Raw genomic sequence first — 17855 nt, forward strand, 5'->3', positions numbered from 1 at the left:
ACCTTCTGAACCTCGGTGAAGGGGGCGTTGGAGACGTAGACGAGGTCGCGGTTGCGCATGCGGAAGGCCTGGGTGAGGAACAGGCTGTTGGGGTCGCGCATGTTGATCCGGTAGACCACGGGYACCAGCGGCGTGCCCAGCAGCGGGCTGCCGGGCTTGAGCCGGCGCACCACGGCGGCCGGCTCGAACCGGAAGATGAAGGTGCCGGCCGGGTCSGCCTGGAAGTCGGACAGGCCGCGCGCCTTRGCGAGCGCCTGGGCGAGGGTGATGCCTTCGGCCTGGAACGGGATCTCGGTGGAGTTGCCGAGCGCGCCCACCGCCAGGAAGGTCTGGGGATCGCGCACCAGGGTCAGGACGTCGCTGGGGCGCAGRAAGATGTTCTCGCGCGGGTTGGAGACCACGGTGGTGAGCGGCACCGTGGCGGTGAGGTTGCCGCGCGAGAGCCGCACGAAGGTCTCGTTGACGGGCACCTTCACGCCGCCCGCGGTGGCGACGACGTCGAGGAGGCGGTCGCCCTTGCCCGACAGGGGCACGCGGGCGCCGGTGACGGCCTCGCCCGAGACGGTGACGGATTGCGAGACCGCCTTCGTCACCGAGACGAGAACCTGGGGCTGGATCGCCTTGCCGGCGAGYTCGGTCTCGATGAGGGCCTGCACGTCCTGGGGCCGGCGCCCGGCGACGGGGATGCGCCCGGCATACGGCACCGAGATGGCGCCGTCGCGCGCGACCACCTGCTCGGGAATGGTGGCGGCCTTGGAGCCGGCGGAGAAGCGGTCGGAGGCGAGCGGGCCGGAGAACAGGCCGCCCGAGCCGGCCTCCCATACGGAGACGGCGACGAAATCGCCCACCCCGATGACGGGCTCGAGRGACGGGCGGTGATCGCCGAACGAGGCCAGCAGGCTGTCCAGCGGCCGCCCGCGCAGGGCCTCGATGGTGGCGGCGGTCAGATCCACGAGTTCGTAGCGCGCGAACGTGCCCTCGCTCGTCGACACGTCGGCCCCGTCCACGATGGCGCCCGTCGTCGGGCCCGCACCGGGTAGGATCGAGGAACAACCGGACACGAGGCATGCCGTCATCCATATAGCCGCCTCGCACCTGCAGCGACGNCACGAGTTCGTAGCGCGCGAACGTGCCCTCGCTCGTCGACACGTCGGCCCCGTCCACGATGGCGCCCGTCGTCGGGCCCGCACCGGGTAGGATCGAGGAGCAGCCCGACACCGCCAGGGCGGTGCAGAGGGCCAGGGGCAGAACGCGCATGCAGGATCGCCTGTCGGTTTCTCTCACCTGCTGCCTAGACCATCGCCACCGCCCTGTCCGTGGCGGGGGGGTCACAGTCCCCCCGTGAGCGGCCGAGCGCCCGCGCCATCCCCGCTGTACACCGGCCGGACGGGCCGTCGATCCGCCGGGGCGCGATACTTGCCACAACCTTGTCTCGGCGCTTGCCGGAACCTCAGCGCCGTGCCCCTTGTCGCTGACCGTGCAGGCTTCGACCTCCCGAAGCCATGAAAACCGATGCGCCATGCTCTCGTTCGACTACACCCCACCGGCCCTGCCAGAGGCGATGCCGGGTGCCGTCCGGCGGCGCCAGATCTTCTATGTCCCGGGCTACGACCCGGAGGGGCGCACCCGCTACCGGCTGCTGTTCGTGCGCGAACTCACCCGCTACGCCAAGCGCTTCGGGCAGCCCAAGCCCAGGATCGGCCCCGCCACCCTGGAGGCGGACGGCCTGGTCCAGAGCTGGACCGTCGCCGACGAGCCGGCCACGGGAAGCGCGCGGACCCATTACGACGTTCTGCTGTGGGACGACCTCGTGGTCCGGGACTTTCGCCGCTGGCGCCTCATCAGCGCGGGGCTCCTCGTCCTCGGCACCCTTCACGCCGTCTTGGCCGGACAGATGCTGCGGTTCTACCGGCTCAACTGGAAGTACGGCAACGTCATCCTCTATCCGTTCGTCCTCCTCGTCGGCCTCGTCCTGGCCACCCTCGCCATCGCGGGCTTCGTCCATGCGCATCTCGGCGACGGATTCGGGCACAGCCTGGGCTGGCCGCTCTGGGCGACGGTGCCCCTCGGTCTCCTCGCTGGGCTCGGCTGGGTGAAGGCCATCGAGGCCATGCTCAACCGGATCTTCTTCTGGCAGCTCCTGAACGACTGGGTGTTCAACTGGCAGCACGGGCAGGGCTGGCGCCCGGATTACGAGGCCCGCCTCACCGCCTTCACCGACCATGTGATCGCCCGCCTCGCCGCCTTCGCGGAGGCGGGAACCCCCATCGACGAGGTGATGCTGCTCGGCCATTCCTCCGGCGCCCTGACGGCGGTCGAGGTCGCCGCACGGCTGCTGGCGCGCGACCCGGACCTCGGCACGGGGAGCACCAGTCTCGCCCTCGTCACCCTCGGGTCGGGCCTGCCCCTGGTGGCGATCCAGCCGCGGGCGCACGGCCTGCGCGCCGAGATCGCCGATCTCTGCACCAGTCCGCGCCTCGTCTGGGTCGATTATCAGGCGCCGCAGGACTGGATGAACTTTCCGGGCTTCAATCCCGTGCGCGATCTGCCCCTGGCCCTCGGGGACCGGCCGATCGCCAATCCCCTCGTGCGCTCCGCGCGGTTCCGGGAGATCATCGGCCCGGAGACCTACCGCAGGGTCCGGTGGCGGCCGTTCCGCATGCACTTCCAGTTCCTCATGGCGAACGACCGGCCCGGCGCCTACGATTTCTTCGCCATGACCCTCGGGCCCCAGCGCGTGCGCGCACGGGTGCTCGATCCCGCGCCGATGCCCAGCGCCGAACCGACCGGGCGCGCGGGCGAGGCGGCTCTCGCGACGAAGTGAAGGCCGGTCCGCCCCGGGATCCTGGGACAGGGACTTCGGAATGTGGTTCGATCCTGCCGCGTCGGGCACGGCTCCGTGCCCCTTTCCCCGTGTCCCTTCCCCCCTTGACCCGCGCCTTCGGGGCAGGCGACACGGCCCACCTGACGGACCTGGGTACAGCATGCAGGCAGGCCTTCTCGCGTCCCTCAATGGCGGTCCCGGCGTGATCGTGGTGATGGGCGTCTCGGGCTCGGGCAAGAGCACCGTGGCGGCGTGCCTGGCGGAACGTCTCGGCTGGGCTTTCGTCGATGGGGACGATTTCCACAGCGCCGCGCACGTGGCCAAGATGCACGCGGGCCATCCCCTGGACGACGACGATCGCGCGCCCTGGCTCGCGGCCATCGCGGCCTGGATCGACACCCGGCTCCAGACCCGCGAGCCCGGCGTGGTGGTCTGCTCGGCCCTGCGGCGGGCCTATCGCGACGCCCTCGTGCGCGGGCGTCCCGAGGTCCGGATCGCCTACCTGGCGGGGGACCGCGCCCTCATCGAAGGGCGGCTCGCCCAGCGCAGGGGACACTTCATGCCGTCCTCCCTCCTCGACACCCAGTTCACCATCCTGGAGCCGCCGGCGCCCGAGGAGAACGCCGTCGTGGTCGGCATCGACGCGCCCGCGGTGGATGTCGCCGCAACGATCGCGGCCCGCCTGGGATTGGAGAAGAACCGGAACGAGACATAGGCCGCCCATGGACGCCTCCGCCCCGCCCATCGCCCTCGTCATCTCCGACGTGGACGGCACCCTGGTGACCTCGGACAAGCGCCTGACGCCGGCCACCCGGGCGGCGGTGAAGCGCCTCGGCCTGGCCGGCATCGGCTTCACCGTCGCGTCGAGCCGCCCGCCGATGGGGCTCGGAAGCCTGGTCGCGGCGCTCGACCTGCGCCTGCCGCTCGGTGCGTTCAACGGCAGCACCCTGGTGGCACCCGATCTCACCGTGCTGTCCGAGACCCTGATCCCGGCCGCCGTCGCGCGGGAGGCCGTCGATCGGCTCGCTCGGGACGGCCTCGACATCTGGGTGTTCGCCCACGGGGCCTGGAACCTGCGCGATCCGCGTGCGCCCTACACCGACCTCGAACGGCGGACCCTCGGGGCCGAGCCGAACGTCGTGGCCGATCTCGACCCGCTCCTCGACCACGCGGCCAAGATCGTCGGCGTCGGCGCCGACGTCCAGCACCTCGCCGCCTGCGAGACGGCCCTGGTCGCCGCCCTGGGGGAGGGGGCCGACGTGCACCGCTCCCAGGCGTACTACCTCGACGTGACACCGGCCGGCGCCGGCAAGGGCGGCTTCGTCGACGCCTTGAGCCGGCGCCTCGGAATCGACCGCAGCCGGATCGCCACCCTGGGCGACGCGGGCAACGACGTGCCGATGTTCGCCCGCAGCGGCCTGTCCATCGCCATGGGCAACGCGGGCCCGGACGTGAAGGCGGCGGCCGGGGCCGTCACGGCCGACAATGACAGCGAGGGGTTTTCCCGCGCCATCGAAGAATTCGTTTTGCACCGCCCGTCGGCCTGAACCCCGTGGCGCGCCTGGGTTGGGCCAGGCCGTTGCGCGGACAGGGAAAATCCGCCGCGGGACCGCCCCCCACGTTTCCCGGGTGTGTATCATGTGCGCCACAGCACGTGGGGAAAGCCCGGCCGGGTCGCCGCAATCGGGGCACCGGGTCGCTTTCCAGCCTTATTTGACCCCGACCTTGGCCGCTCAGAACAAGGACGATCCGGGTCACCGCATGAACCAGCGCCTCCTGCTCCTCGCCGTCGCCGCGCTGGTCGTCCCGACCCAGATCCTGTCCACGCCGGCTTGCGCCCAGGGCAAGACCGCACGGGACAACATCGACGCGCTGATCGAGGAGCAGGCCCGCGCGGCCGGCGTGCCTGCGAGCTTCGTCCACGCGGTGGTCAAGCGCGAGAGCAACTACAATCCGAACGCCAAGGGCGGCAGCGCGCTCGGCCTCATGCAGATCAAGCCCGCCACGGCGCGCGGCCTCGGCTACCAGGGCGACGCGGCCGGCCTGTTCGATCCGGCGGTGAACCTGCGCTACGGCGTCGCCTACCTCGCCGGCGCCTACAAAACCGCCAAGGGCGACCTCGCCCGGGCCTACGGCTACTACAACCGCGGCTACTACTACGCCGCCAAGCGCCTCGGCATCCCGGCGGATGTCCCCGAGGGCGTGACCATTGTCGCCTCCGGGGCGAAATCCGGCGCCGCCTTCACCAGCGCCTTCGATCGCACGGCGGCCCTCGATCCCAACCTCGCCGCCGCCAACACCGCCCTGGCCTATGCGCCGAGCCCGACGGCCAACGGCGTCCCGACGGAAAGCGTCGAGGTTCCCCTGCCGCCGCGCCGGCCGGCCTCGCTCGCGGGCGCACCCACGGCCATGGCGAGCCTCGACCCGGCCCCCGTCGCCATCGCGCCCAACGCACCGGCGCCGACCACTCCGATGTCCATGACGGCCCCCCATGCCGTCGACGCCGCCCCGAGCGACCTGGTGGAAGTTCCGCTGCCCCCACGCCGTCCCTCCGCGGTGCTCCTCGCCGTCTCGCGGCGGCAAATTGTCGCGAGAAAGACCGGCGGCGCGATGGTCCTCGAAGCTACGGCCCTGCCTGCCGACCAGTGAGACGACCCGTCTCGCGCTCGAATTTCGATCGATCGCGGGTCCGACTGGTTCGATCCCGCGTCGGGCAGCCCCGTTTTCCCGACTTTTCGTCGGTGTGACGTTTTTCGGGGCCAGTGCCGGGCAGGCGGACGACACCGTGTTTTTTCCTAATCCGCCTCCGGGAAGCGCTTGCGCTCCTGCACCCGCAGCCTCACATGCTGCGCTGCACAGGAACTCCGCCGCCAAGCGGCTTTCCGAAAGCCGTCGCGGCCTCGAGCGATACGATCTGCATACGAGGCGGCTGGCACGACCTGATATTCGGGGTTTGTTCCGACGGCGTCATCCATCCTCCACCCGAATTCTCACGATGCTGTCGTCGTGGGTTGATAATGGGTGATGGTCAGTTGAGATTCAGTAGTTGCGCAGGCGTCGGGCCTGCCAGCGCATTAGGAAGACGAACGACGGCATGGCCGGCGCTGCAGAACAAGAATCGCTCTTCCTGACGGAACTCGGCCGGCGCGTCCGCCACGCCCGGACCCTCCGGGGACTCTCGCGCAAGCTCCTGTCCCACACGTCCGGCCTGTCGGAGCGCTACATCGCGCAACTCGAGAGCGGCCAGGGCAACGTCTCGATCATCCTCCTGCGCCGGGTCGCCAACGCCATGGGCGTGCGCCTCGACGACCTCATCGCCGATCAGGACAACGCGGCCGACTGGCACGTGGTCCGCGACCTCCTCGGCAACGCGTCGAGCGAGCAGATCGCCCTGGCCAAGGGCATTCTGTCCGGCCAAGCCCCCGCCGGGGGCGAGACGCCCCAGCCGCGGGTGGCCGTGGTCGGCCTGCGCGGGGCGGGGAAATCGACCCTCGGGCGCCGGGTCGCCGAGCGCCTCGGCTGGACCTTCGTCGAGCTGAACGCCGAGATCGAGCGCGAGAACGCCCTGTCGGTGAAGGAGATCTTCGCGATCTACGGCCAGGAGGGCTACCGCCGCCTGGAGCAGGCGGCCCTGCGCCGCCTCACCGAGCATCCCGGCCCCCTCATCCTCGCCACCAGCGGCGGCATCGTCGCCGAGCCCCTGACCTACGACCTCCTGCTGCAGGCGTTCTTCACGGTGTGGCTGCGGGCCCGGCCCGAGGAGCACATGCAGCGCGTGCGCGAGCAGGGCGACCTCGCCACCACGGGCGACCACCCTTCGGCCATGCAGGAGCTACGGGCGGTCCTCGCCAGCCGCGAGCCGCTCTACGCGCGGGCCCCCTCCGTGGTCGACACCTCCGACGTTCCCGTGGAGACGATGGTCGACCGCCTCGCGGCCGCCATCGAAGCTCGCTTCGGCAACCTGGGCCAGACCCACCGCGCCTGAAACGTCCGTCGCGCGGAGGCTGCGTCCACCCGGCGCCCTTGATCGGCATGGCCTCGCACCACACGCTAAGGACGGGCCTCGTGCTGCACCGCACCGGGGCAAACGTTCTCCGTAGGGCTCGCCGCACGCGGCCCCTCACCTTCGGCAGTGATTCCGCGTAGTGTACCGCCCTCGTGGCGGACGAACCGATTTTTCGACGAACCAGGTCTCCATGGACCGGGATCCCGGTGAACCCGATTCCGTTTCAGAGGCCTGTTTCGAGGAGGAGCCCATGTCCGTCCGTTCTTCCCTGACCAGACCCGCAGACCGGGAGACGGTCGCGAGCTTCGATCCGATCTGGACCCGCGTGCGCGCGGAGGCGGAGGCCCTCGTGCGCGAGGAGCCCCAGCTCGCCTCCTTCATCGTCGCGACGCTGCTCAACCACTCGACCCTCGAAGCGGCGATCGCCCATCGGGTCGCGGCGCGCCTCGGCCATCAATCCCTGCCGGCCGAACTCGTGGCCCACGGCTTCCACGAGGCCATCGCCGACGATCCGCGTCTCGGCGAGATCTTCCGCGCCGATATCGGGGCGGTCCTCGACCGCGACCCGGCCACCACCCGGGCCATCGAGCCGGTGCTGTACTTCAAGGGCTTCCACGCCCTCCAGGCCCACCGCCTCGCGCACTGGTACTGGACCCACAACCGGCGCGACCTCGCCCTCTACCTGCAGAGCCGCTCGTCGGAGGTGTTCCAGACGGACATCCACCCGGCGGCGCAGATCGGGCGCGGGGTGTTCCTCGACCACGCCACCGGCCTCGTCGTCGGCTCCACGGCGGTGATCGACGACGACGTCTCGATCCTGCACGCGGTGACGCTCGGCGGCACGGGCAAACAGGGCGGCGACCGCCATCCGAAGATCCGCCGCGGGGTGATGATCGGCGCCGGCGCCAAGATCCTCGGCAACATCGAGGTCGGGGAATGCGCCCGGGTCGCGGCCGGCTCGGTGGTGCTGCGCGCCGTTCCGCCGCACACCACGGTGGTGGGGGTGCCGGCCCGCGTCGTTGGCACCGCCGGCTGCGCCGAACCGTCCCGCGCCATGGACCAGCTGCTCGGCTTCGACGCGTTCATCCACATCGCCGACGGAATCTGAGCGCTTTCGGAATCGGACGCGCGCGGGCATCGGTCCGACGCCGTCCGGGGAAGAGGACGCCGCCCGGGGAAGAATCTGCCCCGTGCTTGCCCGGGCCCCGGCGGCGTGGCAAGCGGTCCCGGACGAACCCGCCCACCGGGTGCGGGCCGATCCGACCCCGAACGCGAGAGGCGATCAGCGTGACCAAGACCGACATCACCAAGGTACAGGACTTCCTCCGCCGGACCTTCGCCAACGCCAACATCCGCCTCGTGCCCCGCCCGAAGAAGGACGATTCGGCCGAGGTCTATATCGGCGAGGAGTTCCTGGGCGTGGTCTCCGTGGACGACGAGGACGGCGACCGCTCGTTCAACTTCGCCATGGCGATCCTCGACATCGACCTGGAAGACTAGAGCTTCGTCCTGGATATCGTATCCAGGACGAAGCTCTAGTGCCTTGATTTTGCGTCGACTTTTCCGAAATCCGGCGTCCACCTTTCGGGTCGACGCTCCAAGGGTCTCCGGCGCGACGGGCCATCGGCCGATGGCCTGTGCGCGGACTTAACCCTGAGACGAAGAAAGTCTTAACGTTTCGTAAACGGCAGGGCAGAGTGGGCTTCACGGTTCGTTAAGCGTGGAGCGTTTGCGTGATGACCCTCACCCCCTCGGCCCTCGACTCCCTCCAGACCCTGTGCGTCGGCCTCGCCCTGTCGGGTCTGCTCGCCAGCGCCTTCGAACTGTTCACGGAGCACCGCGCGAGCTTCAGCCTGCTGGAGCGCGGCGGCGTCACCGCCGTGGCGGCCCTGCCGATGCTGGCCTTCGGCGCTCCCTTCATCATCCTGCGCAACACCGTGCGGGGCCGGCGCTTCGAGCGCCGGCCGATCCCCTTCGTGATGATCGCCACGATGATCGCCTGCGGCTGGAGCCTGATGTCGGGCCGGGTCGCCCTCGATCTCGCCCACCTGATCGTCGGCGCCTGACGCCTACCGGTTGGCCGTGGCGACGGGCGAGGCGCCGCCGTTGAGGGTGACCCAGGCCGGCCCGTCCTGGCCCTCGCGCTTGATGAAGGTGTAGCCCGTACGCGGTCCGGACAGGATCGCGTTGGTCTTGTTGTCGAGGATGAGGTCGCCCCGGTCGGTCCGCACCATGAGGACCGCATGGCCCTCGCCGATGTCGTCGATGACCACGGTCATCCGCAGGGCGCGCCGGGGCAGGCCGCGTTCCACCAGCATCCGCCGCTTCAACAGCTGGAAATCCTCGCAATCGCCCGCGCCGTCGTCGGGAAAATCCCAGCGGTCGACGACGCCCCAATGGGCCATGTCGGTGAGGGGGCGGATGCGCGCGTTGACCCGGCGGTTGACGGCGTCGAGGGTCGACCGGACCGCCGGGGTCAGGGTGATGCGGGTCGGCTCCGCGAGATCGACGGCGCACTCGCCGGGATGGCGCCCGCAGAACGCGTTCCAGGCCGCCACCGGGCGCGCATCGGTGCCGGCACCGAGGGCGGGCGCATCGGGGAGGGCGGCGAGGGCGGGCGCATCGGGGAGGGCGGCGAGGGCGCGGTCCTGGGCGGGCCGGGCCTGCGTCCCGGCACCGCCGAGGAGCAGGATCGAGCCGACGAGGGAGCAGCGGGCCAAGCGGCCGAGACGCTCGCGAAGGGCGCCCCCCTGGCTCGTCGTCGGTTCGCCGAGGCTGTGCAGAATCGCGTGCCGCATCCGGGTCGCCCTGCCGTACATTGCTGATACGGCAAAGTTGGCACGGCCGAGCCCGGCGCTCAATCGTAAAGTTAAACTCCTGTTAACCGCCTCGGCAGCGTCCGGTTCCAATTCGCCGCGTGGGCGGCATCCGCGCCCGCATCGCGATCGGGGCGATCGCTGCGGGCGGGCCGGCGTCAGCGATTCGCGGTGGTGGTGGGCGAGGTCACGCCGCCCAGCGAAACCCAGGCCACCGCCTCGGTGCCCTCGCGCTTGATGAAGACGTACCCGGTGCGGTGCCACGGCAGGACGGCACTGGTCTTGTTGTCGAGGACGAAGTCGCCCCGGTCGGTGATCAGGGTGAGCACCGCGTGGCCCTCGCCCTTCTCGTCGATGACCACGGTCATCCGCATGGCCCGGCGCGGCAGGCCGGGCGGTCGGGGGTGCCCCAGTGGTCGAGGTCGGTCACGGGGCGGATCTGGGCGTTGATCCGGCGGTTCACCGTCGCGATGGTGGTCCAGGCCGCCGGGGTCAGGGCGATCCGCGCCGGCTCGTTCGCGTCGATGGCGCATTCGGCGGCGTAGCGCTCGCAGAAGGCGACCCACGCGGCGATGGGACGGGCGGCCCCGACGGGGGCCGCGAGGGTGGCGGGGGCCGGCAGGGCCGCGAGGGTGGTCTGGGCGCGGGGGGCGGTCGAACCCAGGGCCGTGGCCAGCACCGCCAAGGCTCCCAGAGCGATCGTCTTCATCCCGCGCATCGCAACCCCCGTCGTCAACGAGGTCACGATGCGGTGGCGGCGGCTGCCCCGCGCTGAAGCCGATCCGCGCAATTTTATCGATTCGGCCCGGTGGCGTCAGCTCCCGCGCGACAGGACCAACCCGCCGCTTCCGCCATCGTTAGGAAGTGCGGCGCCGGATTCACGGTCCGGAAACCATCGGGCCGGCCCGCGATCCGGTGCGGGCCGGCGCGCGTGCATTCCCGTCAGAGCCGAAGGCCTTCGTGGAACAGATCCGGCGAGATCGGCAGCAGGAAGTTCACGCCGATGCCCCCCTCGAAGTGACGCACCACCCGCCCGGGGGTCCGTCCGACCACGACGCTGCTGCCGAGGGCCGGTACGATGCCGGTGCTGAGGGCGACGCCGGACATCGAGACGTCGACGATCCGCACCGGAATCTCGCGGCCGGTGTCGAAGCGCAGGGTCGTGGCGAGGTTGACGGGCTTGAGGCGCTCGTGGGTTCGGCCCTCGGGCAGCCCGAGGTTCTCCCGGTTGGCGAGCCAAGTCAGCTGGGAGGCGATCTTCTCGCGCTTGCGCGGGGTCGCGCTGAGGCGCACGGCGAAGCCCTCGGGCATCAGGCGGGCGATGGTGCCTTCGAGGCGGCCGATCTCCTCCAGATATAGCACCACGCGCTCGTCGAGCAGACCCGGCTCGACGCAGGTGAGGCGCACGCCGCCCGGCGACATGTCCACGGTCTGGCACGGAAATTCCCGGCGGTCGGTGAGCATGTAGCGGCCGAGCAGGGCGACCTTGACCCGCTGATGGCGGCGAAGGTCCGATGCGCGGATGCCGCGTGTCAGTTTCGCCTCGGGGCGTACGAGGGCCTCAAGCATGATGGACCAAGGTCTCGGTTTCGTAACGGTAACGAACCCTAGACGACCCTTGGTTACGAAACCCTTCAGCAACCCGGCCGAAATCACGCCCTACGTGTAGTTCGCCATCGACGCGATCCGCCCCAGGAACAGAGGCGTCGCGGAGCCGGCAGGCCTATGGTCGCTCTTGCAGAGCGTGGCCGAAACCATGCCTCTCCGGCCATGACGACTTGGCCTCTACGTGAACGATCTCGATGATTTGATCACGGCGGCCCGCGAATTCGAGCCCGGCCCAACCCTGTTGGATCGTTTCAGCCTTCGAAATCCCTGATCGTCGCCCGGCCGTCTCGCCTAAGTCGGCACCGACATCGGCGACGGAGCGCTCAGCCCCGGCCGCCCGGATGGACCAGCAGGTGCCCGCGGCGGAAGGGCAGCGAGTCGTTGGCGGGCGTCGGCAGGTTGCGCAGGGCCGCCTCGGCGTCGTCCATGCGCCGCGGGGCGGGCTCCAGCACGCGCAGGGAGGTGGTGCGCAGGCGCGTGACCGGACGCAGGCCGAGCCAGTGCGGCACGCAATGCGGGCTGAGGGCGCCGAGGATCCGCGTCTGGGTCTGCCCCCGATGGCGCAGGGGGAGGAGGATGAGTTCGAGGTCGATGGTCTCGTTGCGCACCGTCGTGCCGGTGAGCCCGGCCACCATGCCGAGGGTGTCCACCGCGACGGTCTCGACGAGGCGCCACGGGTCGGCGTCGGGCGCGCCCCACAGGTCCGAGAACGCGTCGGCGCGCAGCTCGCGGCCGAACAGGGCGCAGACGCGGGTGCCGGCCAGGCGCACCGACGCGGCGCTGCCCGGCACGTCGACCTCGAGGATCAGGCTGTCGGCGAGGAGGTTGCGAATCGCACCGGGTTCGATTTCGCTGCGCTCGGGGGCGGCCCGCTCCCGGCGCAGACCATCCCAGTAACTGTGGAGCAGGCGACTGGTCGGATGCTTCATGGTGTCCTGCGGTGGCACGGCCCGTGGGGGCATCTTCGGGATGAGTTCCATTTCGGGACACGGGCAGCCGTGCCGTGAAGGAATTCTTCATCCCTGCGCACACCCTATGCCGCCCCTTCGGGACGCGCGCGCTTAACTCTTGTGTAAGGTTAATATCCTTAAGGTTAAGGGTTCCGTCCATCCGCCGCGGCAGGTTTCCCCTGCAAGTTTCGCGAATCCGGGGGTTGCCGCGTCCGCGAAAGCCCGAACATGGTGGCGCCATGGATGCCATGCCCGACCTGCCGCGCCAGAACCGCGTTCCGATCTTCAACATGCCGGGCGTGGTCACGGCCTCCATCGCTGTGCTGCTGGGCATCCACGCCCTGCGCGAATTCATCCTCCCCGATGCCTGGGACATCTGGGCCCTCATCCACCTCGCCCTGATCCCGGGGCGGTGGAGCGTGGCCATCGACCCGTCGCGCATCGCGGACCTGCTGACGGCGGCCTCCGCCGCCGGCGACCCGGAAGTGATGGATGCCCGCCAGGCCTTCGCCCGCTACATCGCGGCCGAACCGGACGCGAGCCCCTGGACCTTCGCGACCTACGCCCTCCTGCACGGCTCGTGGACGCACGTGATCTTCAACACCGTCTGGCTCGCCGCCTTCGGCTCGCCCGTGGCGCGCCGCTACGGCGCCTGGCGCTTCGGACTCCTCGCCCTCGTGGGCGCGGTCGCCGGGGGAGCCCTGCACGTGGTGCTCGATCCCTTGAGCACGGCGCCCCTCATCGGCGCCTCGGCGGGCGTTTCGGCCCTGATGGCCGCCGCGGCGCGCTTCGTGTTCCAGCCGCCCCCCGCCTTCACGCCGGCCCAGCCGTGGCACCTGGCGCCGCGCCAGCGCCTGCAGACGATCCCGGAACTCATGCGCAACCGCACGGCGGTGGTGTTCCTGGTGATCTGGCTCGCGACCAACTTCCTGTTCGGCATCATCGCTCTGCCGCTCGGCGCCGAGGCGACGGCGGTCGCCTGGGACGCGCATCTCGGCGGCTTCCTCGTCGGGTTCTTCCTGCTGCCGCTGATCGACCGTCATCCGGGCTGACGAACCGGCCATCGCTGCCTTCGCCGGACGGGGGCGACGCCCACCCGGTCCGTCGGGAAACGCGCGCCCGGCGTTCGCACGCGCGCGGCCGCTTGCCAGAACGCGACGCGGGCCACACAATCGCCACAGAGCCTCCCCGCGTCCGAGACCGGGACGCCGGAGCCGATCGACCAAGAACCGCGAGCCAGGGGCAAACCCGGCCGCAAGGCCGTGTGCCCCCACCAGGAAGGAAAGACCCATGACCGTCGCCCGCATTCTCGCCGAGAAAGGCCGCTCCGTCGTCACCGTGGAGCCGCAGCGCACCCTCGACGAAGCGATCCATCTGCTCGCCGAGAAGCGCATCGGCGCCGTCGTCGTCAGCGATGCCGCGGGCACGGTGCTGGGCATCCTGTCCGAGCGCGACATCATGCGGGCGCTCGCCCGCCAGGGGGCCGGGGCGCTCGATGCCCTGGTCTCGGAGCACATGACCGCCACCGTCGTCACCTGCGCCCGCGACACCAGCGTCGAGGACGTGATGCACCTCATGACCGACGGCCGCTTCCGCCACGTTCCCGTTCTGGAGGAGGGGCGCCTCGCCGGCCTCATCTCCATCGGCGACGTGGTCAAGCGCCGGATCGCGGCCGTGGAGGCGGAGCATCAGGCCATGCGCGACTACATCACCATGGCGTGACCCCTCCGCGCCGCGCCCTCGCCCCGATCGAGGGACGGGGCGATCAGACCCTGGCGGCCGCCGACGCGAGGGTCGCGCGGATGGCCGGCAGGGCGGCACGGGCGGCCTGGCGGCCGAGTTCGATCCCCTCCGCCGCGCGGTGGAACTCGAACAATCCCATCTCGGCGAGGCGCGGCGAGATGGTGACGTCGGGCGGATCGCCGGCCAGGCGCGCCCGCGAAATCTTGTCCTGGGTGATGTTGAAGGCATCGAGCATCACCCGGGCCATGCCGGGGCTCGGCGTCTCCGGCGGTGCGCGCCGGCCGCGTCGGAACAGGGCCCAGGACCGGCGGCGGCGCGGGGCCGGAGCCGGCCGCGCCTCGTCCGCGCGTTCGTCCGGGTCGAGGACCACCGGTCCGCCGGCCTCGCGCGGGTCGCCGTTGAGATTGATGCAGATCACCACGTCCGCCCCGAGGGCGCGGGCGAGGCCGACGGGGACCGGGTTGACCAGGGTCCCGTCCATGAGGAGGCGGCCGCCGAGCCGCACGGGCGGAAACACCCCCGGCAGGGCGTAGGAGGCGCGAAGCGCCTCCACGAGGTTGCCGCGCGTCAGCCAGACCTCCTCGCCGCTGCCGAGATCGGTGGCCACGCTGGCGAACCGGACGGCGAGATGCTCGACGCGGCGGTCGGCGAGGTCGCGCTCCAGGCGCTGGCGCAGGCGAGCCCCCGCGATGAGGCCGGAGCCGAGGCGCAGATCGAGGAGGCCGACGACGCGGCGCTTGGTCAGGGAAAGGGCGAAGGTCTTGAGCAGGCCGAGTTGGCCCGCCGCATAGCAACCACCGACGACGGCGCCGATGGAGCAGCCCGTCACCACGCCCGGGTGGATTCCGGACTCCTCCAGCACCTCGATGGCGCCGATATGCGACCAGCCCCGGGCCGAGCCGCCACCGAGCGCCAGGCCGATGCGGGGGCTGCGCGGGGCAGGGGCCGCGACGGGCTCGACGGCATCGGCGCCGAAGCGCCCGCGCTCGCCGCCCGACCCGTCCCAGGTCATGGCGCCCAGGTCATGGCGGGAGACAAGTCATGGCGGGAGGATCGTCGCCGCGGGAATCATGGTGCCGCGCCGGCGTGCAGGCGCACGGGACCGTCCGGGGATCCGAGTTCGACCGCGCGATAGAAGCAGTCGCGCCGCCCCGTGTGGCAGCAGCCGCCGTCGCCGCCGACGGCGACGCGGATGAGGACCGCGTCCTGGTCGCAATCGACCCGCATCTCGACGACGCGCTGGATCTGACCGGAGGTGGCGCCCTTGTGCCAGAGCTCCCCGCGCGAGCGCGACCAGTACCAGGCCTCCCCCGTCTCCAGGGTGCGGGCGAGGGATTCGACGTTCATGTGGGCGAGCATGAGCACCTGCCCGTCGGTGGCGTCGACGGCGATGCAGGCGATGAGGCCGTTGGCGTCGAAGCGGGGGGTGAAGACCGTCCCCTCCTCGACCGCGGCCTTCGTACCGGGTGCGGCGAAGGCGATCGTCATCGCGACGCTCAGGGCTTGTTGCGCACGAGGGTCAGGAAGCGGACCTGCTCGTTGGCGTCGTTCCGGAACGCGCCGCGGAACTGGGTGGTGATGGTCGAGACGCCGGCCTTCTGCACCCCGCGCATGGCCATGCACAGGTGCTCGGCCTCGAGCATCACGGCGATGCCACGGGGCTTGAGGATGCTCTCGATCACGTCGGCGATCTGCGCCGTCATGGTCTCCTGGGTCTGCAGCCGGCGCGCGAAGGTATCGACCACGCGGGCGAGCTTCGACAGGCCGACCACGCCCTTGGTCGGATAATAGGCGATGTGGGCGAGGCCCATGAACGGCACCATGTGGTGCTCGCAATGGGAGTAGAACGGGATATCGCGCACGAGGACGATGTCGGAATACCCTTCGACCTCCTCGAACACCCGCTCGAGGAGCTTGTCGGCATCCTGCTCGTAGCCGCCGAAGAGCTGGCCGTAGGCCTTGGCGACGCGGGCGGGGGTGTCGCGCAGGCCCTCGCGGTTCGGATCGTCGCCGGCCCAGCGCAGGAGGGTCCGCACGGCGGCCTCGGCCTCCTCGCGACTCGGGCGCCCAGTGGCGATGGCCTCGGGCACGCGCTTGGCGGAGGCCGGCAAGGGAGCGATCTCGGGAGCGATCTCCGCAGCAGGCACCGGGGCGTTGTCGTTGCGCATGCCGTTGAGGGACGCCGCCGGAGCGGACCCGTTCGGACGCGCCGTATCCGGGGTTTTGGGAGCCATCCGCGAATCCTCCGTCTCGGTCAGGCGGTAGGACAGGGATTTGAGCGCAGCATCCATGGCATCTTCCGCCCGAGCGATCCGGGTCGTCATCGTGTTGCTGTCGGGCTTGGCGTACATCGTCGAACCACTGGCCGTCTGGGGCATCGGCCGGCGGGGACGCCCTGGCCGCAGGCGCGACCCTGGCCGTGGGCGCAGCCCGGATCGACGATCCGCCTCCTCGCGAAACGGTGCGTTGGCGCCTATATCGTCGTTATCGCGTCGCCGCGCAATGCGGGGCGCGCGGATCAGACAACCGGGACCGGACGCCGGCCTCGAACGAGGCTGCTGCAGGGATCCTGCCGAGAGGACGCCGCCTATGCTCGACGACATCTACAACCGTCGCATCCTCGAACTCGCCGCCGACATTCCCCGCCTCGGGCGCCTGCCCACGCCCGACGCCAGCGCCACCGCCCACTCGAAGCTCTGCGGCTCCACCGTCACGGTGGACCTGTGCGTCGCCGACGGGGTCGTCACGGATTTCGCCCACGAGGTGAAGGCCTGCGCCCTGGGCCAGGCGTCGTCCTCCCTGATGGCCCGCCACGTGGTCGGGGCCACGGCCGACGAGTTGCGGCGCGCGCGCGAGGCCATGCGGGCGATGCTGAAGGAGAACGGCCCCGGCCCCCAGGGCCCGTGGGCGGACTTCGCCGTGCTGGAGCCCGTGCGCGACTTCAAGGCCCGCCACGCCTCGACGCTGCTCACCTTCGACGCCGTAGTGAACGCCCTGGATCAGATCGCCGCCGGCACGCCCGTCGGCAATCCGCAGGCCGCCGCAGGCCCACAGGCGGCCGCCTGAGCATGGTCCGGCGCGCCGCCCATGGGGCGATCCGCGCCTACCAGCTCACCCTGTCGGGCCTGATCGGCCGCCAGTGCCGGCACTGGCCGTCGTGCTCCGCCTACACGGACGAAGCGATCGGGCGACACGGGCTCTGGGCCGGCGGCTGGATCGGCCTGTCGCGAATCTGCCGCTGTGGCCCCTTCGGAACCCATGGCATCGACCTCGTGCCGGAGGCGCTGCCGCCCCGTGCCCGGTGGTTCGTGCCGTGGCGCTTCGGCCGCTGGCGCGGCGTGAACGCCCCGGTCTCGCCGTTCGCGTGCGAGGGCGTGGAGGATACCGCACGGGCGCACAGTGCGGCCAACCGTCGTTCGGGGGGACCCTGACCGGCAGCCCGCCGCGCCCCATTCTCGCAGAATAGCCTACGGCCGTAGTTCGCTGCGCCAGGCGTAGAGTTCGGCCGCCAGGGAATCGATGGATCCCACGGACAACTCCATGCCGCCATGGGCGCAGTGATTCCGGGTCGCGTAGGTCCCGAGGATCTTCCCGAAGGTCGGCGAGCGACGGTCCAGCACCAGGGACAGCTTCGTCTCGAGCGGGATCTTCCGCCCCTGGAGCGAACCAGTGTCCCATCCCCTGCGAAGCGCCCAATCCGCTTCTCCGAGGCGACGGGTCCTCGCGGTTTGAAAAATGGAATCCACGGCCACCTCGAACTGACCGAACATCAGAACGAAAACGCCCCGTTCCAGCGTGTCGCGCTTCTCGTCGAGTTTCGCGAGGGCAGACACGTCTCCCGCCTCTGCCAACCGGCTCGCTTCGCGTTGCCACTGCCCGTAGAACCAATCATAGGCAGCCTTGATCCG

General features: G+C 70.7%; 20 protein-coding genes and 2 pseudogenes. 12 read left to right on the forward strand and 10 right to left on the reverse strand.

What is annotated here, in order from left to right:
• Together ASF22_RS05855 and ASF22_RS24750 are read right to left on the reverse strand one after the other, a co-directional pair.
• A partial coding sequence (locus ASF22_RS05855) for a polysaccharide biosynthesis/export family protein (RefSeq protein ID WP_056262415.1) occupies positions 1 to 1076 on the reverse strand: 1076 nt, incomplete at its 3' end.
• 31 nt (positions 1077 to 1107) lie between these two features.
• Positions 1108 to 1257, reverse strand: a pseudogene (locus tag ASF22_RS24750) (sugar transporter); the annotation flags it as partial.
• Between the two features lie 262 nt (positions 1258 to 1519).
• Here ASF22_RS24750 and ASF22_RS05860 point away from each other — a divergent pair.
• The 8 genes from ASF22_RS05860 to ASF22_RS05895 all read left to right on the forward strand — a co-directional run bounded on the left by ASF22_RS05860 (position 1520) and on the right by ASF22_RS05895 (position 8896).
• Entirely contained in the window at positions 1520 to 2824 is a 1305-nt protein-coding gene (locus ASF22_RS05860) for a hypothetical protein (protein WP_056262418.1), read from the forward strand.
• A 160-nt stretch (positions 2825 to 2984) separates the two neighbouring features.
• Complete coding sequence (locus ASF22_RS05865) at positions 2985 to 3539, forward strand: gluconokinase (RefSeq protein ID WP_056262421.1); 555 nt, start codon at positions 2985 to 2987, stop codon at positions 3537 to 3539.
• A gap of 7 nt (positions 3540 to 3546) precedes the next feature.
• Positions 3547 to 4371 (forward strand): Cof-type HAD-IIB family hydrolase, encoded by an 825-nt coding sequence (locus tag ASF22_RS05870; RefSeq protein WP_056262423.1) that lies wholly within the window; start codon positions 3547 to 3549, stop codon positions 4369 to 4371.
• A 214-nt stretch (positions 4372 to 4585) separates the two neighbouring features.
• A complete protein-coding gene (locus tag ASF22_RS05875) occupies positions 4586 to 5473 on the forward strand; it encodes a transglycosylase SLT domain-containing protein (RefSeq protein ID WP_056262427.1) in 888 nt (295 codons plus the stop codon).
• Between the two features lie 445 nt (positions 5474 to 5918).
• The gene (locus tag ASF22_RS05880) at positions 5919 to 6809 is read left to right on the forward strand and encodes a helix-turn-helix transcriptional regulator (RefSeq protein WP_056262430.1); all 891 of its coding nucleotides are present in this window, start codon (positions 5919 to 5921) and stop codon (positions 6807 to 6809) included.
• 271 nt (positions 6810 to 7080) lie between these two features.
• Complete coding sequence (cysE, locus tag ASF22_RS05885; protein ID WP_056169069.1) at positions 7081 to 7938, forward strand: serine O-acetyltransferase; 858 nt, start codon at positions 7081 to 7083, stop codon at positions 7936 to 7938.
• Positions 7939 to 8117: 179 nt separating this feature from the next.
• Entirely contained in the window at positions 8118 to 8330 is a 213-nt protein-coding gene (locus ASF22_RS05890) for a DUF3126 family protein (protein ID WP_056096383.1), read from the forward strand.
• A gap of 236 nt (positions 8331 to 8566) precedes the next feature.
• The gene (locus ASF22_RS05895) at positions 8567 to 8896 is read left to right on the forward strand and encodes a hypothetical protein (protein WP_056262433.1); all 330 of its coding nucleotides are present in this window, start codon (positions 8567 to 8569) and stop codon (positions 8894 to 8896) included.
• A 3-nt stretch (positions 8897 to 8899) separates the two neighbouring features.
• On the opposite strand, the gene ASF22_RS05900 is transcribed toward ASF22_RS05895, so the two are convergent.
• From ASF22_RS05900 to ASF22_RS05915, 4 genes and pseudogenes are all read right to left on the reverse strand, one after another.
• Positions 8900 to 9628: a transglutaminase-like cysteine peptidase gene (locus ASF22_RS05900; protein WP_056262436.1), complete on the reverse strand. Its 729-nt coding sequence runs from the start codon at positions 9626 to 9628 to the stop codon at positions 8900 to 8902.
• A gap of 176 nt (positions 9629 to 9804) precedes the next feature.
• Positions 9805 to 10364 (reverse strand): annotated as a pseudogene (locus ASF22_RS05905) (transglutaminase-like cysteine peptidase).
• Positions 10365 to 10588: 224 nt separating this feature from the next.
• Positions 10589 to 11215 (reverse strand): PilZ domain-containing protein, encoded by a 627-nt coding sequence (locus ASF22_RS05910; RefSeq protein ID WP_056168998.1) that lies wholly within the window; start codon positions 11213 to 11215, stop codon positions 10589 to 10591.
• A 362-nt stretch (positions 11216 to 11577) separates the two neighbouring features.
• Entirely contained in the window at positions 11578 to 12183 is a 606-nt protein-coding gene (locus tag ASF22_RS05915; protein ID WP_056169067.1) for a PAS domain-containing protein, read from the reverse strand.
• 260 nt (positions 12184 to 12443) lie between these two features.
• Here ASF22_RS05915 and ASF22_RS05920 point away from each other — a divergent pair, with 260 nt between their 5' ends.
• Both ASF22_RS05920 and ASF22_RS05925 read left to right on the forward strand, forming a co-directional pair.
• Positions 12444 to 13256, forward strand: a complete 813-nt coding sequence (locus tag ASF22_RS05920; protein WP_056262439.1) for a rhomboid family intramembrane serine protease — start codon at positions 12444 to 12446, stop codon at positions 13254 to 13256.
• Between the two features lie 238 nt (positions 13257 to 13494).
• Positions 13495 to 13926 (forward strand): CBS domain-containing protein, encoded by a 432-nt coding sequence (locus ASF22_RS05925; protein ID WP_056168992.1) that lies wholly within the window; start codon positions 13495 to 13497, stop codon positions 13924 to 13926.
• Between the two features lie 43 nt (positions 13927 to 13969).
• Here ASF22_RS05925 and ASF22_RS05930 read toward each other — a convergent pair whose 3' ends face one another.
• Genes ASF22_RS05930 through folE form a run of 3 tightly spaced genes read right to left on the reverse strand, consistent with a single transcriptional unit; the run spans position 13970 to position 16298 of the window.
• Positions 13970 to 14959 (reverse strand): patatin-like phospholipase family protein, encoded by a 990-nt coding sequence (locus ASF22_RS05930; protein WP_056262441.1) that lies wholly within the window; start codon positions 14957 to 14959, stop codon positions 13970 to 13972.
• A gap of 56 nt (positions 14960 to 15015) precedes the next feature.
• Entirely contained in the window at positions 15016 to 15435 is a 420-nt protein-coding gene (gene hisI, locus ASF22_RS05935; RefSeq protein WP_056262444.1) for a phosphoribosyl-AMP cyclohydrolase, read from the reverse strand.
• Positions 15436 to 15443: 8 nt separating this feature from the next.
• Positions 15444 to 16298 (reverse strand): GTP cyclohydrolase I FolE, encoded by an 855-nt coding sequence (gene folE / locus ASF22_RS05940; RefSeq protein WP_056168986.1) that lies wholly within the window; start codon positions 16296 to 16298, stop codon positions 15444 to 15446.
• Positions 16299 to 16536: 238 nt separating this feature from the next.
• Here folE and ASF22_RS05945 point away from each other — a divergent pair, with 238 nt between their 5' ends.
• Together ASF22_RS05945 and yidD are read left to right on the forward strand one after the other, a co-directional pair.
• Positions 16537 to 17013: an iron-sulfur cluster assembly scaffold protein gene (locus ASF22_RS05945; RefSeq protein WP_056168983.1), complete on the forward strand. Its 477-nt coding sequence runs from the start codon at positions 16537 to 16539 to the stop codon at positions 17011 to 17013.
• Between the two features lie 2 nt (positions 17014 to 17015).
• Positions 17016 to 17378: a membrane protein insertion efficiency factor YidD gene (gene yidD, locus ASF22_RS05950; RefSeq protein WP_056262447.1), complete on the forward strand. Its 363-nt coding sequence runs from the start codon at positions 17016 to 17018 to the stop codon at positions 17376 to 17378.
• Positions 17379 to 17414: 36 nt separating this feature from the next.
• Here the strand turns inward: yidD and ASF22_RS05955 are convergent, their stop codons facing one another.
• A complete protein-coding gene (locus tag ASF22_RS05955; protein WP_156647618.1) occupies positions 17415 to 17780 on the reverse strand; it encodes a hypothetical protein in 366 nt (121 codons plus the stop codon).
• Positions 17781 to 17855 lie beyond the last annotated feature (75 nt).

This window comes from Methylobacterium sp. Leaf87 (assembly GCF_001422775.1).
Classification (GTDB): Bacteria; Pseudomonadota; Alphaproteobacteria; order Rhizobiales; family Beijerinckiaceae; genus Methylobacterium.

Coding starts and splice junctions, on each gene's coding strand:
- ASF22_RS05860 (WP_056262418.1), top strand. CDS start 1,520: ATGCTCTCGTTCGACTACACCCCACCGGCCCTGCCAGAGGCGATGCCG.
- ASF22_RS05865 (WP_056262421.1), top strand. CDS start 2,985: ATGCAGGCAGGCCTTCTCGCGTCCCTCAATGGCGGTCCCGGCGTGATC.
- ASF22_RS05870 (WP_056262423.1), top strand. CDS start 3,547: ATGGACGCCTCCGCCCCGCCCATCGCCCTCGTCATCTCCGACGTGGAC.
- ASF22_RS05875 (WP_056262427.1), top strand. CDS start 4,586: ATGAACCAGCGCCTCCTGCTCCTCGCCGTCGCCGCGCTGGTCGTCCCG.
- ASF22_RS05880 (WP_056262430.1), top strand. CDS start 5,919: ATGGCCGGCGCTGCAGAACAAGAATCGCTCTTCCTGACGGAACTCGGC.
- cysE (WP_056169069.1), top strand. CDS start 7,081: ATGTCCGTCCGTTCTTCCCTGACCAGACCCGCAGACCGGGAGACGGTC.
- ASF22_RS05895 (WP_056262433.1), top strand. CDS start 8,567: ATGACCCTCACCCCCTCGGCCCTCGACTCCCTCCAGACCCTGTGCGTC.
- ASF22_RS05900 (WP_056262436.1), bottom strand. CDS start 9,628: ATGCGGCACGCGATTCTGCACAGCCTCGGCGAACCGACGACGAGCCAG.
- ASF22_RS05910 (WP_056168998.1), bottom strand. CDS start 11,215: ATGCTTGAGGCCCTCGTACGCCCCGAGGCGAAACTGACACGCGGCATC.
- ASF22_RS05915 (WP_056169067.1), bottom strand. CDS start 12,183: ATGAAGCATCCGACCAGTCGCCTGCTCCACAGTTACTGGGATGGTCTG.
- ASF22_RS05920 (WP_056262439.1), top strand. CDS start 12,444: ATGGATGCCATGCCCGACCTGCCGCGCCAGAACCGCGTTCCGATCTTC.
- ASF22_RS05925 (WP_056168992.1), top strand. CDS start 13,495: ATGACCGTCGCCCGCATTCTCGCCGAGAAAGGCCGCTCCGTCGTCACC.
- ASF22_RS05930 (WP_056262441.1), bottom strand. CDS start 14,959: ATGACCTGGGACGGGTCGGGCGGCGAGCGCGGGCGCTTCGGCGCCGAT.
- hisI (WP_056262444.1), bottom strand. CDS start 15,435: ATGACGATCGCCTTCGCCGCACCCGGTACGAAGGCCGCGGTCGAGGAG.
- folE (WP_056168986.1), bottom strand. CDS start 16,298: ATGTACGCCAAGCCCGACAGCAACACGATGACGACCCGGATCGCTCGG.
- ASF22_RS05945 (WP_056168983.1), top strand. CDS start 16,537: ATGCTCGACGACATCTACAACCGTCGCATCCTCGAACTCGCCGCCGAC.
- yidD (WP_056262447.1), top strand. CDS start 17,016: ATGGTCCGGCGCGCCGCCCATGGGGCGATCCGCGCCTACCAGCTCACC.